14 protein-coding genes are annotated in these 17,289 nt (G+C 69.1%); 8 read left to right on the top strand and 6 right to left on the bottom strand.

Going from position 1 to position 17,289, the window contains the following annotated elements; genetic code table 11:
• Positions 1 to 122 precede the first annotated feature (122 nt).
• From DDF62_RS17345 to DDF62_RS17335, 3 genes are all read left to right on the top strand, one after another.
• Positions 123 to 2,729 (top strand): TonB-dependent receptor, encoded by a 2,607-nt coding sequence (locus tag DDF62_RS17345; protein WP_116490262.1) that lies wholly within the window; start codon positions 123 to 125, stop codon positions 2,727 to 2,729.
• Positions 2,730 to 2,916: 187 nt separating this feature from the next.
• A complete protein-coding gene (locus tag DDF62_RS17340) occupies positions 2,917 to 3,402 on the top strand; it encodes a hypothetical protein (RefSeq protein ID WP_116490261.1) in 486 nt (161 codons plus the stop codon).
• Positions 3,402 to 3,611 (top strand): hypothetical protein, encoded by a 210-nt coding sequence (locus tag DDF62_RS17335; RefSeq protein WP_116490260.1) that lies wholly within the window; start codon positions 3,402 to 3,404, stop codon positions 3,609 to 3,611. Before DDF62_RS17340 ends, DDF62_RS17335 begins: the two co-directional genes overlap by 1 nt.
• Positions 3,612 to 3,641: 30 nt before the next feature.
• Here DDF62_RS17335 and DDF62_RS17330 read toward each other — a convergent pair whose 3' ends face one another.
• Positions 3,642 to 4,946: an MFS transporter gene (locus DDF62_RS17330; RefSeq protein WP_244286855.1), complete on the bottom strand. Its 1,305-nt coding sequence runs from the start codon at positions 4,944 to 4,946 to the stop codon at positions 3,642 to 3,644.
• 150 nt (positions 4,947 to 5,096) lie between these two features.
• On the opposite strand from DDF62_RS17330, the gene DDF62_RS17325 reads away from it, so the two are divergent.
• Entirely contained in the window at positions 5,097 to 5,558 is a 462-nt protein-coding gene (locus DDF62_RS17325; RefSeq protein WP_116490258.1) for a hypothetical protein, read from the top strand.
• Here DDF62_RS17325 and DDF62_RS17320 read toward each other — a convergent pair.
• A complete protein-coding gene (locus DDF62_RS17320) occupies positions 5,555 to 5,914 on the bottom strand; it encodes a DUF3060 domain-containing protein (RefSeq protein ID WP_116490257.1) in 360 nt (119 codons plus the stop codon). The genes DDF62_RS17325 and DDF62_RS17320 overlap by 4 nt on opposite strands.
• A gap of 196 nt (positions 5,915 to 6,110) precedes the next feature.
• Between DDF62_RS17320 and DDF62_RS17315 the strand changes: the two genes are divergently transcribed.
• Both DDF62_RS17315 and DDF62_RS25700 read left to right on the top strand, forming a co-directional pair.
• A complete protein-coding gene (locus DDF62_RS17315) occupies positions 6,111 to 8,537 on the top strand; it encodes a M20/M25/M40 family metallo-hydrolase (protein WP_116490256.1) in 2,427 nt (808 codons plus the stop codon).
• Positions 8,534 to 8,674, top strand: coding sequence for a hypothetical protein (locus tag DDF62_RS25700; protein WP_165832280.1), 141 nt, complete (start codon positions 8,534 to 8,536; stop codon positions 8,672 to 8,674). The genes DDF62_RS17315 and DDF62_RS25700 overlap by 4 nt, the downstream gene beginning before the upstream one ends.
• Before the next feature lie 261 nt (positions 8,675 to 8,935).
• On the opposite strand, the gene DDF62_RS17310 is transcribed toward DDF62_RS25700, so the two are convergent.
• The 4 genes from DDF62_RS17310 to DDF62_RS17295 all read right to left on the bottom strand — a co-directional run bounded on the left by DDF62_RS17310 (position 8,936) and on the right by DDF62_RS17295 (position 15,065).
• Complete coding sequence (locus tag DDF62_RS17310; RefSeq protein ID WP_116490255.1) at positions 8,936 to 10,375, bottom strand: aldehyde dehydrogenase family protein; 1,440 nt, start codon at positions 10,373 to 10,375, stop codon at positions 8,936 to 8,938.
• A 238-nt stretch (positions 10,376 to 10,613) separates the two neighbouring features.
• Positions 10,614 to 12,002, bottom strand: coding sequence for an L-serine ammonia-lyase (locus tag DDF62_RS17305; protein WP_116490254.1), 1,389 nt, complete (start codon positions 12,000 to 12,002; stop codon positions 10,614 to 10,616).
• Positions 12,003 to 12,154: 152 nt separating this feature from the next.
• Positions 12,155 to 13,807 (bottom strand): M28 family metallopeptidase, encoded by a 1,653-nt coding sequence (locus DDF62_RS17300; RefSeq protein ID WP_116490253.1) that lies wholly within the window; start codon positions 13,805 to 13,807, stop codon positions 12,155 to 12,157.
• Positions 13,808 to 14,093: 286 nt separating this feature from the next.
• Entirely contained in the window at positions 14,094 to 15,065 is a 972-nt protein-coding gene (locus DDF62_RS17295; RefSeq protein ID WP_116490252.1) for a threonine ammonia-lyase, read from the bottom strand.
• Positions 15,066 to 15,181: 116 nt separating this feature from the next.
• Between DDF62_RS17295 and DDF62_RS17290 the strand changes: the two genes are divergently transcribed.
• The gene (locus DDF62_RS17290; RefSeq protein ID WP_116490251.1) at positions 15,182 to 15,790 is read left to right on the top strand and encodes an acyloxyacyl hydrolase; all 609 of its coding nucleotides are present in this window, start codon (positions 15,182 to 15,184) and stop codon (positions 15,788 to 15,790) included.
• A gap of 119 nt (positions 15,791 to 15,909) precedes the next feature.
• On the top strand, positions 15,910 to 17,196 hold the full coding sequence (locus DDF62_RS17285) for an adenylosuccinate synthase (protein ID WP_116490250.1): 1,287 nt from the start codon (positions 15,910 to 15,912) through the stop codon (positions 17,194 to 17,196).
• Positions 17,197 to 17,289: the final 93 nt, after the last annotated feature.

Genomic DNA, 17,289 nt, shown 5'->3' with positions numbered 1-17,289 from the left:
CCGAGCATACGGACCGCCCATAACCATTGGCTGTCCATTCGAACGATCGTTCGGGTGAAGGCCAATCAAAAAACCGGCGGGGGCGGTGCAAGCGCTCTCGTCATAACGAACCGAGGTAGGAAATGCGCTTTACCCAGGTGCTTCGCGGCACGGCCTCCGCCGTCGTGCTCGCGGGCGTCGCCGCCGTCGGCGTCGCCCATGCTCAGGACTCGGCCGCGGCGGCCGCCCAGGAGCCCGAAACCCTTACCGTCGACAGCATCATCGTCACCGCCCAGAAGCGCGAGCAGAACCTGCAGGACACCCCGGTGGTGGTCACCGCGGTCGGCGCCAAGCTGCTGCAGGACACCGGCGTGCGCGACATCAAGGACCTGACGATCCTGACGCCGGGCCTGACCGTGACCTCGACCACGTCGGAAGCCTCGACCACCGCCCGCATCCGCGGCGTCGGCACCGTCGGCGACAACCCCGGCCTGGAAAGCTCGGTCGGCGTGGTGATCGACGGCGTCTACCGCCCGCGCAACGGCGTGTCGTTCGGCGACCTGGGCGAAATGGACCGCATCGAGGTGCTTAAAGGTCCGCAAGGCACCCTGTTCGGCAAGAACACCTCGGCCGGCGTCATCAACATCATGACCAAGGAGCCCGAGTTCGGCTTCGGCGCCAACGCCGAGGTCACCGCCGGCAACTACGGCGCCAAGGGCGCGGCCGCCTCGGTCACCGGTCCGCTGTTCGGCAGCGACAAGTGGGCGGGCCGCCTCTACGCCGCCGCCCGCCAGCGCGACGGCTTCAACGACGTGGTCACGGGCGAGGGCCCGAGCACCGAGAAGGAAGACGCCGACCAGAACTTCTACACCGTGCGCGGCCAGCTATTGTTCGTGCCGGACGACAACTCGACCTTCAAGATCATCGCCGACTACACCAAGCGCGACGAGAACTGCTGCGGCGCCGTGCAGATCCGCACCGGCCCGACCGCGGCCGTGATCAACGCCCTGTCGACCGGCCCGGGCATCTCCACCCCGGCCAAGCCCTTCGAGCGCGTGGCCTATTCCAACCGCGGCGCCCCGCAGGAGATCGAGGACAAGGGCGTCTCGCTGCAGGCCGACATCGACCTGCCGATCGGCACGCTGACCTCGATCAGCGCCATCCGCAACTGGCGCATCGACAGCGGCCAGGACAGCGACTTCACCTCGGCCGACATCACCTATCGCGCCAAGGACGGCACCAACTACGCCGAGTTCACCACCTTCAGCCAGGAACTGCGCCTGGCCGGCAGCACCGAGCGCCTGAACTGGCTGGTCGGCGCCTTCCTGGCCGACGAGCGCCTGGACAACGAAGCCAACTTCCGCTTCGGCGCCGACTATGAAGCCTACATGTCGACGATCGTCCTGTCGGGCGTCGCCGGCGCCCTGGCTCCGGCCGGCATCACGGTCAACCAGGCCAACAGCGCGCTGTTCGCCTCGCAGATCACCGCCCTGCCCTACGGCAGCTCGTTCACCGCCGGCACCGGCCTGCACGACACCTACAAGCAGCGCTCCAAGACCATCGCGCTGTTCACCAACAACACGCTGAAGATCACCGACGCCTTCGACGTCACCGTGGGCCTGCGCTACACGGCCGAAGAGAAGGACCTGTCCACCTACCAGACCGGCGCCTCCAACGCCTGCGGCGTGCTGCTGACCCCGGCGGGCCAGGCCCGCGTGGCCTCGACCCTGGTCGGCCGCGGCGTGCCGGCCGCCCTGTTCGGCACCGCCACCGGCACCAGCATCGTCTCGACCGTCGTCGGCAACATGTGCCTGCCCTGGGCCAACCCGCTGTTCAACGGCCGCGGCACCGAGCAGAGCCTGAGCGAGCGTGAGTGGACCGGCACGGTCAAGGCCAGCTACCGCCTGAACCCGTCGGTGTTCGCCTACGGCTCGTACGCCCGCGGCTACAAGGGCAGCGGCTTCAACCTCGACCGCACCCAGTCGTCGAACGGCACGCCCTCGGGCGGTGTCGGCGTGGTGCCGATCAACGACACCTCGTTCCCGGCCGAGTTCGTCGACAGCTACGAGCTGGGCCTGAAGAACACCCTGTTCAACCGCACGGTTCTGTTCAACGTCACGGGCTTCTACCAGAAGTTCTCGGACTTCCAGCTGAACACCTTCCTGGGCACCTCGTTCGCGGTGCGCTCGGTCGAGGAAGTGACCTCCAAGGGCGTCGACGTCGACTTCCTGTGGTTCACCCCGGTGCGCGGCCTGACCGTCCAGAGCGGCCTGACCTACGCCAAGACCGAGTACGGCGACCAGCCGGTGGCCAACGACCCGACCAACGCCCTGGCCCTGCTGCCCGGCTCGCAGATGTCGTTCGCCCCGGAATGGTCGGCCTCGGGCTCGATCACCTACGAGCACGCCGTCGGCGGCACGCTGAAGGCCAAGTACAACATCGGCGCCAAGTATTCCTCGGAATACAACACCGGCTCGGACCTGTTCCCCTTCAAGATGCAGGACGCCTTCACCCTGGTGAACGCCCGCGTCGGCCTGGGCGACGCCGACGACAAGTGGGCCGTCGAGCTGTGGGCCCAGAACCTGTTCGACGAGGACTACTACCAGGTGGTGTTCAACGGCCCGCTGCAGGGCTCGTCGGGCCTGTCGGCGACCAACAAGGTCTACAACCCCGCCGCCGACACCCTCACCTACGACGCCTTCCTCGGCGCGCCGCGCACCTACGGCGTGACCCTGCGGGCGAAGTTCTAATCGAAACAGCTAGGGCGCCCGGCGACGGGCGCCTGGGGCAGGGAAAGGGCGGCCTTGGCGGGCCGCCCTTTTTCTTTGGAAGTGATGAGAGCCGACGGAACAAAGCCAGCCGCTCTGGCCGATCGATGCATGGATGACACCGATATCAGAGCTTGTTCCCAAGGAGTACAAACGGCATCATTCACGCATGTCCTTGCCAGACCTCAGCCTCGCTCGTGTCTTCTATGACCGCGCCAGAGAGGTCTACCTCGAAACTAGGCCAAGCATTGACGTTACGCCCGACCAACTGCTCGCCATCGCCAGCGATGTCTCGACGCAGCTCGAACTCGTGCGGCTTGTAAGGGAACTGAACGACCCCGAGTTCAGACAACTGCTGATCCTTTTTCTCGAAGACGCCGCCGACAAGCTGGAAGAGGCCGCCGGCAACGCGGATGACGCCGCCGACCTGCTGGATAGGGCAGGTCTCGCGCCAGCGGTAACCGTCACCACTGGTGCGATCGCCCTGACCCTTGCGACGGGTGGCGCCGCCGTGCCTGTCGTAGTAGTTTTCCTGGGCGCTGGCGGAATGATCGCGCTCGGCTTCGGGCGCACTACCTTGAAGTCGAAGAGCCGCCGCGAGAAATCGGGAGCGAAGAAGCTGCTGAGCCTGGCGGCAAAGCTGAAGGGCGTCTGATGGGACTGGACTCGCACCGCGTTGAACTACTGCTGGCGCTGTTCGGTGTCGCCAACGCCGTATGGTCGGTCGTCCTGACACATATCACGACCCGCAAGGCCAAGGCAGACATGCGCCAGATCGCCGAGACGCTGACAGCGTCGTTCAGCCAGATCGCTGCAGAACTGGTTCGCAATCGAAAGCCGAGCAGCGGTCGCAGGATCACTTGAGGATCACGACCCGCCGCTTCTTCTCGTCGCTCACCCCGCCGCGTACGCCGCCTTCAGCTGCCGGTAGGGCCGTGAGTTGAACGCCGCCACGGTGGCCAGCACGCCGACCACGCCGGCCAGGGTGAACACCAGCGCGATCCCCCGGTCGGGCCCGCGTCCGAACCAGTCGCCGATGGCGTCGGCGCCCGCGCCGCTGGTCATGAACGGGATGACCACGAACTGGGTCAGCGGGCCGATCAGGAAAGCGGTCAGGGGCGAGGCGGCCTGCTCCACCGACTGGGCGAAGCCGAAGACGCGACCCTGGCGCTCCAGCGGCACGACCTTCTGAAGGGTGGTCTGCTCGGCGGCCTCGGCATAGGGCCCCAGCAGCATCCAGACGAAGCAGCCGCCCGCCAGCAGCCAGATCGACGACTGCAGGGTGAAGACGCAGCAGACGCCCCAGGTGACCAGGTTGACCAGCAGCAGGGTGCGCAACGGGCTGGGCCCCAGGCCCGTCCGCGCGATGACGATCCCGCTGAGGATGAAGGCCGTCGACAGCACGCCGAACAGCAGGCCCCAGGCCTGCACCGACACCAGCGACAGGCCGTAGGCGTCGAGCAGGGCCATGAAGATCCCGCCCAGGAAGTTGTTGAAGGTCGCGAACAGGATCAGGGCGAACAGGCCCGGCACCCCGGCGATCACCCGCACGGTGCCGGCGATGTCCACCCGGCGCGGGGCGGCGTGCTCGCCGGCCTCCGCCGTGGCGCGCGGCTCGTCGACCTGCACGGCCAGCAGGTGGACGAAGGCCGCAAGGGTCAGGACCAGGGCGAAGGCGAGGCTGAGCCGCATGCCGCCCCAGGCCACCAGGAAGCCGCTGATCACCGAAGTGGTCAGGAAGCCGATGCCGCTGACCATGCCCACCAGGCCGTTGGCCTTGTCGCGCTGGCCCTCCGGAATGAGGATCGTCACCAGGGTGGGCAAGGCCACGCCGCGGATGTTGCCGGCGATCACCCCCAGCATGCACAGGCCGATGAACACCCACAGCCAGGGCCGGCCAACATCGGCGATCGCGCCCTTCGGCGCCGCCTCGTGCACGGCCAGCGCCAGGACGTAGAGCCCCAGCGAGGCCAGGCTGGACCCCAGCATCGCCGTCTTCTTGCGGTGATGGTCCACCAGGCTGCCGAACCAGAAGCCGCAGGCCGCCGTCAGCACCAGATAGACCCCGGCGATCATGCCGGTGGCGAACACCGAGCGGGTCTCCAGATAGACGTAGAAGGTCAGGGCGAACCAGACCGTGAAGTTGGTGATGTTGGCGACGAGATTGTTGGCCAGCAGGTGGTGGAACGGGGTCACGATGCGCCTCCGCGCGGCGCCGAGGACCGCTCGGCGGCGACCGTGCCAGCCGGGCGCGGCGGGCGCAACGGCGGCCGCGATCCTCCCTTGCCCGCGCGCCTACGCCGTGCGTCCATCAGGGCGGCGAAGGGGGACGGCATGAAGCGGGCGGCATTGGCGACCTTGATCCTGGCGGCGGCCTTGAGCGCCTGCGAACCCGCGCCGCCGCCGTACCATCTGCTGTCGCTGGGGGCCTTGCCTCTGGGGGCCAACGACTATGCCGACCGCTTCGACATCGAGACCTTCGGGGTCGAGATCGTCGCGGTCTGCCGCGTGCCCTTCGGCTGGGTTGTGAGCGCCGGCAACGACAGCTCGGTCACCGGGACGATCGTCGGCCAGGCCTCGGTCGGGGCCGCCGCGGTCAGCCCGGCCAATGGCGATCTGGACGCGCTCGGCGGCCTGATGCTGGTCAAGGTCGGCGAGCGCCAGCCCGGCCAGCCGCCGCCTTTCGCCGGCCAGGCGACGATCGGAACCTATGGCGACGACGAGGCCGAGCGCACCGTTCCCCTCACACAGGCCCAGCTGCGCCTGAAGCCCGCCTACCGCTGCCCGCCGATCCCGAAGGCGCGACCTTAAGGCTTCTCCCGAACCACCTGGTTGTCGACGCCGGTCACGCTGCGGCGGACCTCGCCGGTCGAGCGCCAGCGCACCTTCTGGTCCGTGCCGGTGACCGACAGCACCCCGCCGGGCGCGATGGTCGCCGTGACGGTGTTGCCGCTGCCCGAGATCTCCAGGCTCTTGCACACGCCGGTCAGGGTGACGGTGTTGTCGACCCCGGTGATCGCCACGGCGCGGCCCTCGCACGCCAGGGTCTCGACATGGTCGGTCCCGGAAATGGCGATCGCCTTGCCGTTCGCCTCGGTCGGCCCCGTCGCCTGGGGCGGCGCGCCGGCCAGCATGGCCAGGATCGCGAAGGCGGGAACGATGCTCATCGATGACCTCGATAGAAGTGACGGAGGACCCGACGCATAGCGCGGCCGCCCCGTGCCGCCATGCTGGGGAAAACCCTAGCGCCTGGGGCCCATTTTCGCTCCGCACGCCCGCCTTTCCCGTTCCCCCCGCGCGCGAACACCCGCACCCTCGCCGAGGGGGCGAACCGCCGGGGATGGACGCGAGGGCGAGCCGCGCATGAAAGCGATCAGACTTCTGGGTTTCTGGATCTGCCTGCTGCTGGGCCTGGCGCTGGCCGCCCTGGCGCAGAGATCGCCGCCAGTCGTTCCCGCCAGCGCCCCGCCCGACGCGTTTTCGGCGCAGCGCGCCATGGCCGACGTGCGCACCATCGCCCTGCGCCCCCACCCCACCGGCTCGACCGACATCGTCCGGGTGCGCGACCACCTGATGGCCAAGATCTCGTCGCTGGGGCTGGAGCTGTCCGTGCGCGCCGACGAGGGCTACACCGGCCCGCGCAACGACGGCCGCTGGCTGGTCGCCGGCTCGGTGCAGAACATCATCGGCGTGCTGCCGGGCGCCGACCGCTCAAAGCCCGCCGTGCTGATCATGAGCCACTACGACTCGGTGGCCAATTCGCCGGGCGCGGCCGACGACGCCGCCGGCGTGGCCGCCGCCCTCGAGGTCGCCCGCGCCCTGAAGGCCGGGCCGACGCCGGCCCGCGACGTGATCTTCCTGTTCACCGACGGCGAGGAACAGGGCCTCTTGGGCGCCGACGCGTTCTTCGCCCGCGACCCGCTGCGCCAGAAGATCGGCGTGGTCATCAACATGGAAGCGCGCGGCGACAGCGGCCGGGCGGCGATGTTCCAGACCGGTCCGCAGAACGGCGCCCTGATGGCCCTCTTCGCCCGCGAGGCCATGCGGCCGGCCGCCAACTCGCTGGCCGCTGCGGTCTATGAAAAGATGCCCAACGACACCGACTTCACCCACGCGGTGAAGGCCGGCCTGCCGGGGCTGAACTTCGCCTTCATCGACGACCAACTGGCCTATCACACGCCGCTGGCCAAGGCCGACCACCTCGACCAGGGCAGCCTGCAGCACTTCGGCGACCAGGTGCTGCCCACCGCCCGCGCCCTGGCGACGGCCCAGACCCTGCCGGGCAAGGCGCCCAACGCCGTCTATTCCGACGTCTTCGGCCTGTTCCTGGTCAGCTATCCGGTCGAGGTCGCCTGGGGCCTGCTGGCCCTGGCCGGCGTGCTGGTGCTGTACGCCCTGGCCCGCGGCCTGATGATCCGGGGGACCAGCGTCGTCGAACTGCTCAAGGGCCTCGCCGGCTTCCTGCTGGTCGGGACGTCGGGCGGCCTCGTCCTGCACCTGACCGGAAAGCTGCTGCATGTCGCCGACCTGCAGGCCCACTACGCCCTGCTCGGCCGGTTCGACCCGCTGCTGCTGGGCTGCACCGCCATACTGGTCGGCGTCGCCCTGGCCGTGGTCATCGGCCAGGCCAAGGGCGCGGCGCGGATCTGGCCGAGCCTCCTTTCCCTGGCGGCCGGCGGCGCGACCTGCCTGATCGGCGGCCCGCCGGCCCTCGACCCCGTGGGCGCCGGCCTGGGCGTCGCCAGCGCCGTGCTGGTCTGGGCGTCGCTGGGCAAGCCGGTGGGCGTGCTCGGCGCCTGGATCGGCGCCCTCGTCGGCCTGCTGGCTATCGCCGTCGCGGCCATGGTCCTGCTGCCCGGCGGCTCTGTGATGGCGGTGTGGCCACTGCTGGTCGCCGCCCTGGCCGCCGTTCTGGTGCTGGCCAAGGGCGGCACCCGCGACCGCCGCGTGGCCTGGGCCCTGACCGCCTGCGTCGCCCTGTCGGCGATCGTGGTCGTCGTCCAGGTCGGCGCGTGGGGCGCGTGGACCTTCGCGGGGCTGGGCGTTGGCCTACCGGCGATCCTGGCGGCGTTCGGCCTGCTGGCCCTGCCCGCCCTGATCCCGCTGGCCCACGACTTTTCGGCCCTGAAGCTGGCGGCCATCCCCGCCACCCTGGTGGCGGCGGTCGGCGGCGGCCTCGTCGCCTACGCCGTGCTGGCCGGCGCCACGCCGGCCCGGCCCGAACTGACCGAGGCCGCCCACCTGTCGGACCTGTCCAGCGGCCAGGCCTGGCGGATCTCGACCCTGCCGCGCCTGGACGCCTGGTCGCGCGGCGCCCTGGTCGCCCAGGGCGGAACCCCGGCCCAGAAAGAGCTGCCGCCGTTCTTCCGCTCCAAGGTCTGGATGGCCGAGGCCCGGCCCGTGCCGCTGGATCCGCCGCAGCTGATCATGGAACACGCCGGCGAGCGCCTGCTGGTGCGGGTGATCCCCGGCCCCGGCGCCGAGTACGTCACCCTGCGCATCAAGCCCGACGGCATGCTGGCCGGCGCGCGCCTCAACGGCCGTCCCGTGCCCCTGACCACCAAGCGCGGCGAGTGGACCAGCCTGACCTACCACGCCCCCGATCCCAACGGCGTGACCCTGAGCTTCAGCCGCCTGAACGGCGCCGGCCGCGTCGAAGCCGCCGCCCTGGAAACCCGCGAAGGCTGGCCCCGCGCCGCACCCTCGCCGGGCGCCAAGCCGGAGGGCCTGATGGGCTGGGGGATCTCGGACAAGACCCTGGTGCTGACCCGGGCCAGCGTGAGCTGGTGAGCGACGACCTTGCTCTCACGCTGACCCAGGGCGAGGCGCTGGTCCTGTTCGAGTGGCTGTCGGAAATGGACGACGGCGTCCTGGCGCCGGCGAAACGGGCGGTGATCGACGACTTGGTCGCGATGCTGGAAAAGTAACTCACAGCGCCGTTCGCCCCAGACTATGACGAGCAGGTCCTCGCGGCGCGAGCGCGGCTCTCCGAGTAACCTCTTCCACAGGGAGAGGGAGGGGCCCGCCGCGCAGCGGTGGGAAGGTGAGGGGTTAAACCCTCACCGCTTTATCCAAGATCGTACCGGCGCGCCGGCCGGCCTCGTAACCCCTCATCCTCCCAGGCTGCGCCTGGGCCCCTCCTTCTCCCTATGGGAGAAGGGGAGCTCGGTGGGAGAAGGAAACTACGCCTACTCCGCCGCCTGCTTGGGCGCGTAGCCGAGGATGGCCTTGGTTTCGAGGAACTCGCCGAAGGCGTGGTCGCCCCATTCGCGGCCGTTGCCGCTCATCTTGTAGCCGCCGAACGGGGCCATCAGGTCGGGACTGGCTCCGTTGAGGTTGACCTGGCCGGCGCGCAGCTTGGCGGCCACCGCGCGGACGCCGGCGGGGTCGCCGCCGGAGACGTAGGCCGCCAGGCCGTATTCGGTGTCGTTGCCGATCGCCACGGCTTGGTCGACGCTGTCGTAGCCGAGGATCGACAGCACCGGGCCGAAGATCTCTTCCTTGGCGATGGTCATGTCGGGGGTGACGTTGGCGAAGACGGTCGGCTTGACGTAGTAGCCGGTCTCCAGCCCCTCGGGCTTGCCCGGACCGCCGGACACCAGGGTCGCGCCCTCGTCGACGCCCTTCTGGATCAGGCCCTGGATCTTGGTCCACTGCACCTCGGAGACCACCGGGCCGAGCTTGGAATTGCCGTTCGGGTCGCCGACCGTGTGGGCCTCGGCGGCGGCCCTGGCGATGGCGATCACCTCGTCCATGCGCTTGGCCGGGACCAGCATCCGGGTCGGGGCGTTGCACGACTGGCCCGAGTTCATCATCACCGAGGCCACGCCGCCGCCGACGGCGCGCTGGAAGTCGGCGTCGTCGAGGATGATGTTGGGGCTCTTGCCGCCCAGCTCCTGGTGCACGCGCTTGACGGTCGGGGCGGCGTTCTTGGCCACCTCGATGCCGGCGCGGGTCGAGCCGGTGAACGACACCATGTCGACTTCAGGATGGCTGGACAGCGCCGCGCCGACCGTGGGGCCGTCGCCGTTGACCAGGTTGAAGACGCCTGCCGGCACGCCTGCGGCCTCGAGGATCTCGGTCCACACCCAGGCCGAGAACGGCGCCACTTCCGAGGGCTTCAGCACCATGGTGCAGCCGACGGCCAGGGCGGGCGCGACCTTGCAGGCGATCTGGTTCACCGGCCAGTTCCACGGCGTGATGAAGGCGCAGACGCCGATCGGCTCCTTGACCAGGCGCGTCGTGCCGCGATCCTCCTCGAACCTGTAGTCCTTCAGCACCTGCAGCGAGGTCTGGACGTGGGCGATGCCCATGGCCGCCTGGGCGCGCTGGGCCAGCCACGCGGGGGCGCCCATCTCCTCGGTGATGGCCTTGGCCATGTCCTCGAAGCGCTTCTGGTACTCGGCGATGATGCGCTCGAGCAGGTCGATGCGCTCCTCGCGGCTGGTCTGGGAATAGGTCGCGAAGGCCTTGCGGGCGGCGCGGACGGCGAGGTCGACATCTTCCACCGAACCCAGGGTCACCCGGCCGGCGACGGCTTCCGTCGCGGGGTTGATGACGTCCACCGTCTTGTCGGACTTCGCTTCGACCCATTGGCCGTCGATGTAGAACTTCAGGTAGTCGCGCATGGGTTCCTCCTGCCGGGCCGCTCTAACCTGGGACGGGGGCGGGCCTCGTTCAAACACTCATTTTAAAGAACGGCGATCAGGTGGGAAGCCTATCTTTCCTGAGAGGGTGGCCCAGATGCTCCCCCTGAAGGGGGAGCTGTCGCGGAGCGACTGAGGGGGAAGTTCTAGCGGCATGTCAGCAGCCGCTTCCCCCTCCGGCCCTCCGGGCCACCTCCCCCTTCAGGGGGAGGATCTTGGTTCAGCACTCCACCCGATTGACCGACAGGCCCACGGCGAGGCCGCCGAGCGAGGTCTCCTTGTAGATCTCGTTCATGTCCTCGCCGGTGCGCTTCATCGTGGCGATGACCTTGTCGAGGCTGACCGAGTGCTGGCCGTCGCCCAGCAGGGCCAGGCGGGCGGCGTCGATGGCCTTGATGGCGCCCATGGCGTTGCGCTCGATGCAGGGGATCTGCACCAGGCCGCCAATGGGATCACAAGTGAGGCCCAGATTGTGCTCCATGCCGATCTCGGCGGCGTTCTCGATCTGGGCGTTGGTGCCGCCCAGCGCGGCGCACAGGCCGCCGGCCGCCATCGAACAGGCCACGCCCACCTCGCCCTGGCAGCCGACCTCGGCCCCGCTGATCGAGGCGTTCCTCTTGTAGAGCGCGCCGATCGCCGCCGCCGTCAGCAGGAAGGTGCGGATCTGCTCGGGCGTACCCTTGTGGAAGCGGACGAAGAACCGCAGCACGGCCGGCACCAGGCCCGCCGCCCCGTTGGTCGGGGCGGTGACGACGCGGCCGCCGGCGGCGTTCTCCTCGTTGACCGCCATGGCCCACAGGTTGACGAAATCCATGGCCGCCAGCGGATCGCTCATCTGGCGCTCCATCCGGCCCAGGATGGTCTGGTGGATCTGGCGGGCGCGGCGCTTGACCGACAGGCCGCCGGGCAGGACGCCGTCCTCGCGCATGCCGCGGTCGATGCAGGCCTCCATGGCCCCGAAGATGCGGTCGAGGCCGGCGTTCATCTCGCCCTCGCTCATCCGGGCTAGCTCGTTGGCGGCCATCACCTGGGCGATGGTCAGGCCCGCCTTGTCGGCGCGCTCCAAGAGGTCGGCCGCACTTTCGAACGGGAACGGGATGGCCGGGCCTTCCTCGGGCGGGGCATTGCGGCCCATCTCGCTCTCGTCGCGCACGAAGCCGCCGCCGATCGAGAAATAGGTGCGCTCGGCCAGCACGCCGCCTTCGGCGTCGAAGGCGCTGAAGGTCAGGGCGTTGGGGTGCTGGGGCAGGCGCTCGTGGCCGGCGAAGACGATGTCACGGGCCTCGTCGAAGCCGATCCCGACCTCGCCGCCCAGCATCATCCACTGCGTCGCCTTGGTCTGCGCCAGCGCGGCCTCGCCGGCGTCGGGATCGAGCTGCGCCGGCGCGAAGCCCATCAGGCCCAGGATCACCGCGCGGTCGGTGGCGTGGCCTTTGCCGGTCAAGGCCAGCGAAGCGTAGAGCCGGATCTCGACGCGGGACGTGATGGCCAGCTTGCCGGCGACCCGCAGCCGCTCGACGAACATCACCGCCGCCGTCATCGGGCCCATGGTGTGGCTGCTGGAAGGGCCGACGCCCAGCTTGAAGAGGTCGAAAACGGAGGCGGTCATGTTGCGTGAGCGGGTCCGCCCTCGTCCTTCGACAAGCTCAGGATGAGGGCTAGTGATACGTCATTGAACGCGCCCGCTCGGCAACGGGCGCAACCGAGATCCTCACCCTGAGCTTGTCGAAGGGCGAGGATCTCTAGGCACGGCGGCAGAACTTACTTCCGTTCGGCCTTGGTCTTGTCGCGCAGGTCCTTGAACTCCGACCCCGCCTGCCACTCGGGCCAGGCGCGCGAATTCGCCAGGTCCGCGCCGACCTTGTAGAACAGGCCGATGTCCATGGCCTGGCCCGACAGGTCCCAGTCCGCCGACCATTCGTCGGCCGGCTGGTGGTAGCGGTTGGCGTTGTAGTCGGCCTCGGCCTTCTCGCCGGCCTCCTTGCCGCCCTTCACGAGATCGCTGCCCGACCCGACCGAGATCGCCGGCACGCCGCGCTTGGCGAAGGGGAAGTGGTCCGAGCGGTAGAAGTGGCCGGCCTGCGGCACGGGATCGGGCGTGAAATAGCGGCCCTCTTCCTTGGCCTTGGCCACCAGCATGTCCTGCAGGTCGACCTTGCCGTCGCCCGAGGTGGTGACGTCCTTGGCCGGGCCGGCGGCCGACAGGGCGTCGATGTTGAGGTCGGCGACCGTCTTGGCCAGCGGGAACAGCGGGTTGGCCGCATAGTATTCCGAGCCCAAAAGGCCCTTTTCCTCGGCCGTGACGGCCAGGAACATCACCGAGCGCTGCGGCGCGGGCGCGGCCTTGAAGGCGCGACCCAGTTCCAGAAGGGCGGCGATGCCATCGGCGTTGTCGACGGCGCCGTTGTAGATCTTGTCGCCCTTGGCGTCCGGCAGGCCCACGCCCAGGTGGTCCCAGTGGCCGCTGTAGATGATGGTCTCGTCCGGATACTGCGTGCCCTTCACGCGGCCGGCGATGTTCTTGGAGACGATGACCTCGTGCTTGACCGCATAGTCGGCCGAGAAGGTCGCCTTCAGGTCCACCGGCTTGAAGTCGCGGGTCTGGGCCTGCTTCTTCAGGGTCTCGAAGTCGAGGCCGGCCTTCTTGAAGAGGTCGACGGCCACGTCGCGCTGGATCCAGCCTTCCAGGGCCGGGTGGCTCTTGGAGGGATCCTTGCGGACGATGTCGAACATCGTGTTGGTGTTGGAGTTCTTCACCGTGGCCCAGCCGTAGGAGGCCGGCGCGGTCTCGTGGACGATCAGCAGGCCGGCGGCGCCGCGACGGGCGGCCTCTTCGTACTTGTAGGTCCAGCGGCCGTAGTAGGTCATGGCCTTGCCGCCGAAATCGCCCTTACCCGTCTCGAAGTCCGGGTCGTTGATCAGCACGACGACGATCTTGCCCTTGACGTCCAGGCCCTTGAAATCGTCCCAGTTGCGCTCGGGCGCGGTGACGCCGTAGCCGGCGAAGACCAGCGGGGCGTCCTTGATCGACACCTTGTCGACATTGGTCATGGCCGCGCGGATGGCGATCTGCTCGCCCTGGCTCAGCATGACGTGGTCGGGGCCGGCCATGATGTGGGCGCTGACGGGCCCGGCGATCTCGAACTTGGCCAGCGGCACGTCCTGGGTCCAGGCGCGCTTGCCGTCGGTCTGCAGGTCGCCGGCCGGCTCCAGGCCGATCGCCTTCATCTGCTCGACGACGTAGGCGACGGTCTTCTTCTCGCCCTCGGTGGCGGGGCCGCGGCCCTCGAATTCGTCGGACGACAGCACCTTGATGTGCTGCGACAGCCTGGCGGGATCGATCTTGGGCGCGTCGGCGGCGTGAGCCAGCATGGGCGCGGCGATCAGCGCGGTTGCGAGGAGAAGGCGTTTCATCGTCGCTACTCTTTTCGAGCGGTTCGTTTCGAGGTCGCGGACCCTAGCGGGAGGTTTTGACCGCGACTAGGGGGTGGCGAGAAAGTGGGCTTGCTTCAAGAACCTCCCCCTGTGGGGGAGGCGATCGCAACGCGATCGGTGGGGGGAATAGCCACACAGCCGATCAGCTCGGCGGAAGTCGAGAACGTCCCCCCTCCGGCCTACGGCCGCCTCCCCCACAGGGGGAGGTTCCTCATCCGACGGCCTTCGGCCGCCACCTTCTCCCGCAAGGGGAGAAGGATCGTTGTTAGCCTCCCAACACCCCCGCGAACACCGCCGGATCCACGTTCCCGCCCGACAGCACGATCACCGCCGTCTGGTCCCGCACGTCGATCTTGCCGGCCAGCGCCGCGGCCAGGGCGACGCAGCCGCCGGGCTCGACGACGAGCTTGAGGTTCATGAACGCCCAGCGCATGGCGGCGGCGACCTCTTCGTCGGTGACGGCGGCGACGCCGGTGAGGGTGCGGCTGTTGATCGGCCAGGTCAGGGCGCCGGGCGTGGGGGCCAGCAGGGCGTCGCAGAACGAGCGGGCTTCGGGGTCGATCACCTCGCGATGGCCGCTGCCCAGCGAGCGGCGGGTGTCGTCGAAGCCGGCCGGCTCGGCGCCCCAGACCTGGGTGGCGGGCGACAGGGCCTTCACCGCCGTCGAGGTTCCCGCGATCAGGCCGCCGCCGCCGATGGGGCAGAGCACCTTGTCCAGGCTCGCGCCAGCGGCTTCGGCCTGGTCGATGATCTCGAGCCCGACCGTGCCCTGGCCGGCGATGATGTGCGGATCGTCGTACGAGGGCACGACGATCATGCCGCGCTCGGCGGCGATCTGCGCGGCGATGGCCTCGCGGTCTTCCTTGAAGCGGTCGAAGAAGCGGATCTCGGCGCCGAAGCCGCGCGTGGCCTCGACCTTCACCGACGGCGCGTCGGCCGGCATGACGATCAGGGCCGGCATGCCCAGCTTGTCGGCGGCCAGGGCCACGCCCTGGGCGTGATTGCCCGACGAAAAGGCCACGACGCCGCGTGCCCGCTCTTCCTCGGTGAACTGCGACAGGCGATTGTAGGCGCCGCGGAACTTGAAGGCGCCGGCCAGCTGCAGGGTCTCGGGCTTGACGAAGATCCTGCCGCCCAGGCGGTCCGACAGGGCCGCGCTCTCGAGCAAAGGCGTGACCACGGCCTGGCCCCTGAGGCGTTCGGCGGCGGCCTGGATGTCGGCGAGCGAGACGGTCATGAGGCCCCTCAATGGCTATGTGGCCGTGCGGCCACAGCATTCGATCGCCCCTGCTCTAGCTCGCACCGACGGTTCGCGCCATAAGGGAGCCGGATACTGCTGAGGGGTCAGACACCATGAAATTCGCACTGTTGGCCGCCGTGGCCGGCGCCGCGCTCGCCTGCGCCACGACCGCATCAGCCGGCGAACTGATCGTCGGCGCCTACAAGCACGACGTCACCTTCATCGGCGAGGCCGTGGGCCTGGGCGCCGCCGGCCGCGAGGACGGGGTCGACCTGCACCTGGGCTACCGCACCGATCGCCTGGAGAACCTGACCTGGCTGGGCAAGCCGCAGGTCCACGCCTTCGTGTCGCTGAACAGCGAGAACACCTCCAACTTCGTGGCCGCCGGCTTCTCCTGGCCGATCGATTTCGGCGACAAGGGCGGCTTCTATTTCCGTCCGGGCATGGGCCTGGCCTACACCGACGGCGAGACCGGCCTGCCGCCGGTCAACGAGCCCGGCATCAGCCAGGCCGAGATCGATCGCCGCCTGAAGCTCTACAACACCCGCATCGACTTCGGCTCGAAGGTGCTGTTCCAGCCGGAGCTGGCGCTCGGCTACCGTTTCAACGACCGCTGGGCGACCGAGCTGTCCTACGTGCACCTGTCGAACGGCCAGATCTTCCATCAGGGCAAGAACCAGGGGCTTGACGATCTGGGCGTACGCCTGCTTTACGCCTTCTGACTTCGCGGGGGCCGCCTGACGGCCCCTGCCCGTCACCTACAATCGAGACAACGTCCGCCGCCGAGTCCTGTCGAAGGGCCGCGGGCGCTACCGGGCAGGTGACAAGGCATATCTCTATCATGGCCAACGTGACCGTCGTGGGCGCCCAGTGGGGCGACGAGGGCAAGGGCAAGATCGTCGACTGGCTCTCCAACCGGGCCGACGTCGTCGTGCGCTTCCAGGGCGGCCACAACGCCGGCCATACGCTGGTGGTGGACGGCAAGGTCTACAAGCTGGCCCTGCTGCCGTCGGGGGTCGTGCAAGGCAAGACCTCGGTCATCGGCAACGGCGTGGTCGTCGACCCGTGGCACCTGCTGACCGAGATCGGCAAGATCGCCGACCAGGGCGTCAACATCACCCCCGACCTGCTGGTGCTGGCCGACAACGCCACCCTGATCCTGCCGCTGCACCGCGACCTGGACCAGGCGCGTGAAGCCGCCTCCAGCCAGAAGATCGGCACCACCGGCCGCGGCATCGGCCCGGCCTACGAGGACAAGGTCGGCCGCCGCGCCATCCGCGTCGCCGACCTGGCCGATCCCGAAGCCCTGAAGCCGAAGATCGAGCGCCTGCTCAGCCACCACGGCGCCCTGCGCCGCGGCCTTGGCCTGCCGGACGCCGACGCTACGCAGCTGTTCGACCAGCTGATGGAGATCGCCCCGCAGATCCTCGCCTACGCCCAGCCGGCCTGGCGGGTGCTGGACCAGGCCAAGAAGGCCGGCCGCCGCATCCTGTTCGAAGGCGCCCAGGGCGCCCTGCTGGACGTCGACCACGGCACCTATCCGTTCGTCACCTCGTCCAACACCGTCGCCGGCCAGGCCGCCGCCGGTTCGGGCATGGGCCCCAAGGGTCCGGGCTACGTGCTGGGCATCGTCAAGGCTTACACCACCCGCGTCGGCGAAGGCCCGTTCGCCTGCGAACTGTCGGACGAGGTCGGCAAGCACCTGGCCACGGTCGGCCGCGAGGTCGGCGTCAACACCGGCCGTCCGCGCCGCTGCGGCTGGTTCGACGCGGTGCTGGTGCGCCAGTCGGTGGCCATCAACGGCATCGACGGCATCGCCCTGACCAAGCTGGACGTGCTGGACGGCCTTGAGACCCTGAAGATCTGCGTCGGCTACAAGATTGGCGACAAGGTCGTCGACTACCTGCCGGCCGGCATGCGCGACCAGGCCGCCGCCGAGCCGATCTACGAGGAAATGGAAGGCTGGAGCGAAAGCACCGCCGGCGCCCGCTCGTTCAAGGACCTCAACGCCAACGCCATCAAGTACGTGCGCCGCGTCGAGGAACTGATCGGCGCCCCCGTGGCCCTGCTGTCGACCAGCCCCGAGCGCGACGACACCATCCTGATGCGCGATCCGTTCGAGGGGTGATGAAATGCTCCCCCTGAAGGGGGAGGATCTTGAGCGAGAAACCTCCCCCTGTGGGGGAGGCGGCCGAAGGCCGGTGGGGGGCCGTTATCAGCC

This window comes from Caulobacter radicis (assembly GCF_003094615.1).
Classification (GTDB): Bacteria; Pseudomonadota; Alphaproteobacteria; order Caulobacterales; family Caulobacteraceae; genus Caulobacter; species Caulobacter radicis.
Note: the sequence above shows the minus strand (reverse complement) of the source record. Positions and strands in the feature narration are given on the sequence as shown.

Coding starts and splice junctions, on each gene's coding strand:
- DDF62_RS17315 (WP_116490256.1), top strand. CDS start 6,111: ATGAAAGCGATCAGACTTCTGGGTTTCTGGATCTGCCTGCTGCTGGGC.
- DDF62_RS17295 (WP_116490252.1), bottom strand. CDS start 15,065: ATGACCGTCTCGCTCGCCGACATCCAGGCCGCCGCCGAACGCCTCAGG.
- DDF62_RS17340 (WP_116490261.1), top strand. CDS start 2,917: ATGTCCTTGCCAGACCTCAGCCTCGCTCGTGTCTTCTATGACCGCGCC.
- DDF62_RS17285 (WP_116490250.1), top strand. CDS start 15,910: ATGGCCAACGTGACCGTCGTGGGCGCCCAGTGGGGCGACGAGGGCAAG.
- DDF62_RS17305 (WP_116490254.1), bottom strand. CDS start 12,002: ATGACCGCCTCCGTTTTCGACCTCTTCAAGCTGGGCGTCGGCCCTTCC.
- DDF62_RS17335 (WP_116490260.1), top strand. CDS start 3,402: ATGGGACTGGACTCGCACCGCGTTGAACTACTGCTGGCGCTGTTCGGT.
- DDF62_RS17300 (WP_116490253.1), bottom strand. CDS start 13,807: ATGAAACGCCTTCTCCTCGCAACCGCGCTGATCGCCGCGCCCATGCTG.
- DDF62_RS17290 (WP_116490251.1), top strand. CDS start 15,182: ATGAAATTCGCACTGTTGGCCGCCGTGGCCGGCGCCGCGCTCGCCTGC.
- DDF62_RS17320 (WP_116490257.1), bottom strand. CDS start 5,914: ATGAGCATCGTTCCCGCCTTCGCGATCCTGGCCATGCTGGCCGGCGCG.
- DDF62_RS17345 (WP_116490262.1), top strand. CDS start 123: ATGCGCTTTACCCAGGTGCTTCGCGGCACGGCCTCCGCCGTCGTGCTC.
- DDF62_RS17310 (WP_116490255.1), bottom strand. CDS start 10,375: ATGCGCGACTACCTGAAGTTCTACATCGACGGCCAATGGGTCGAAGCG.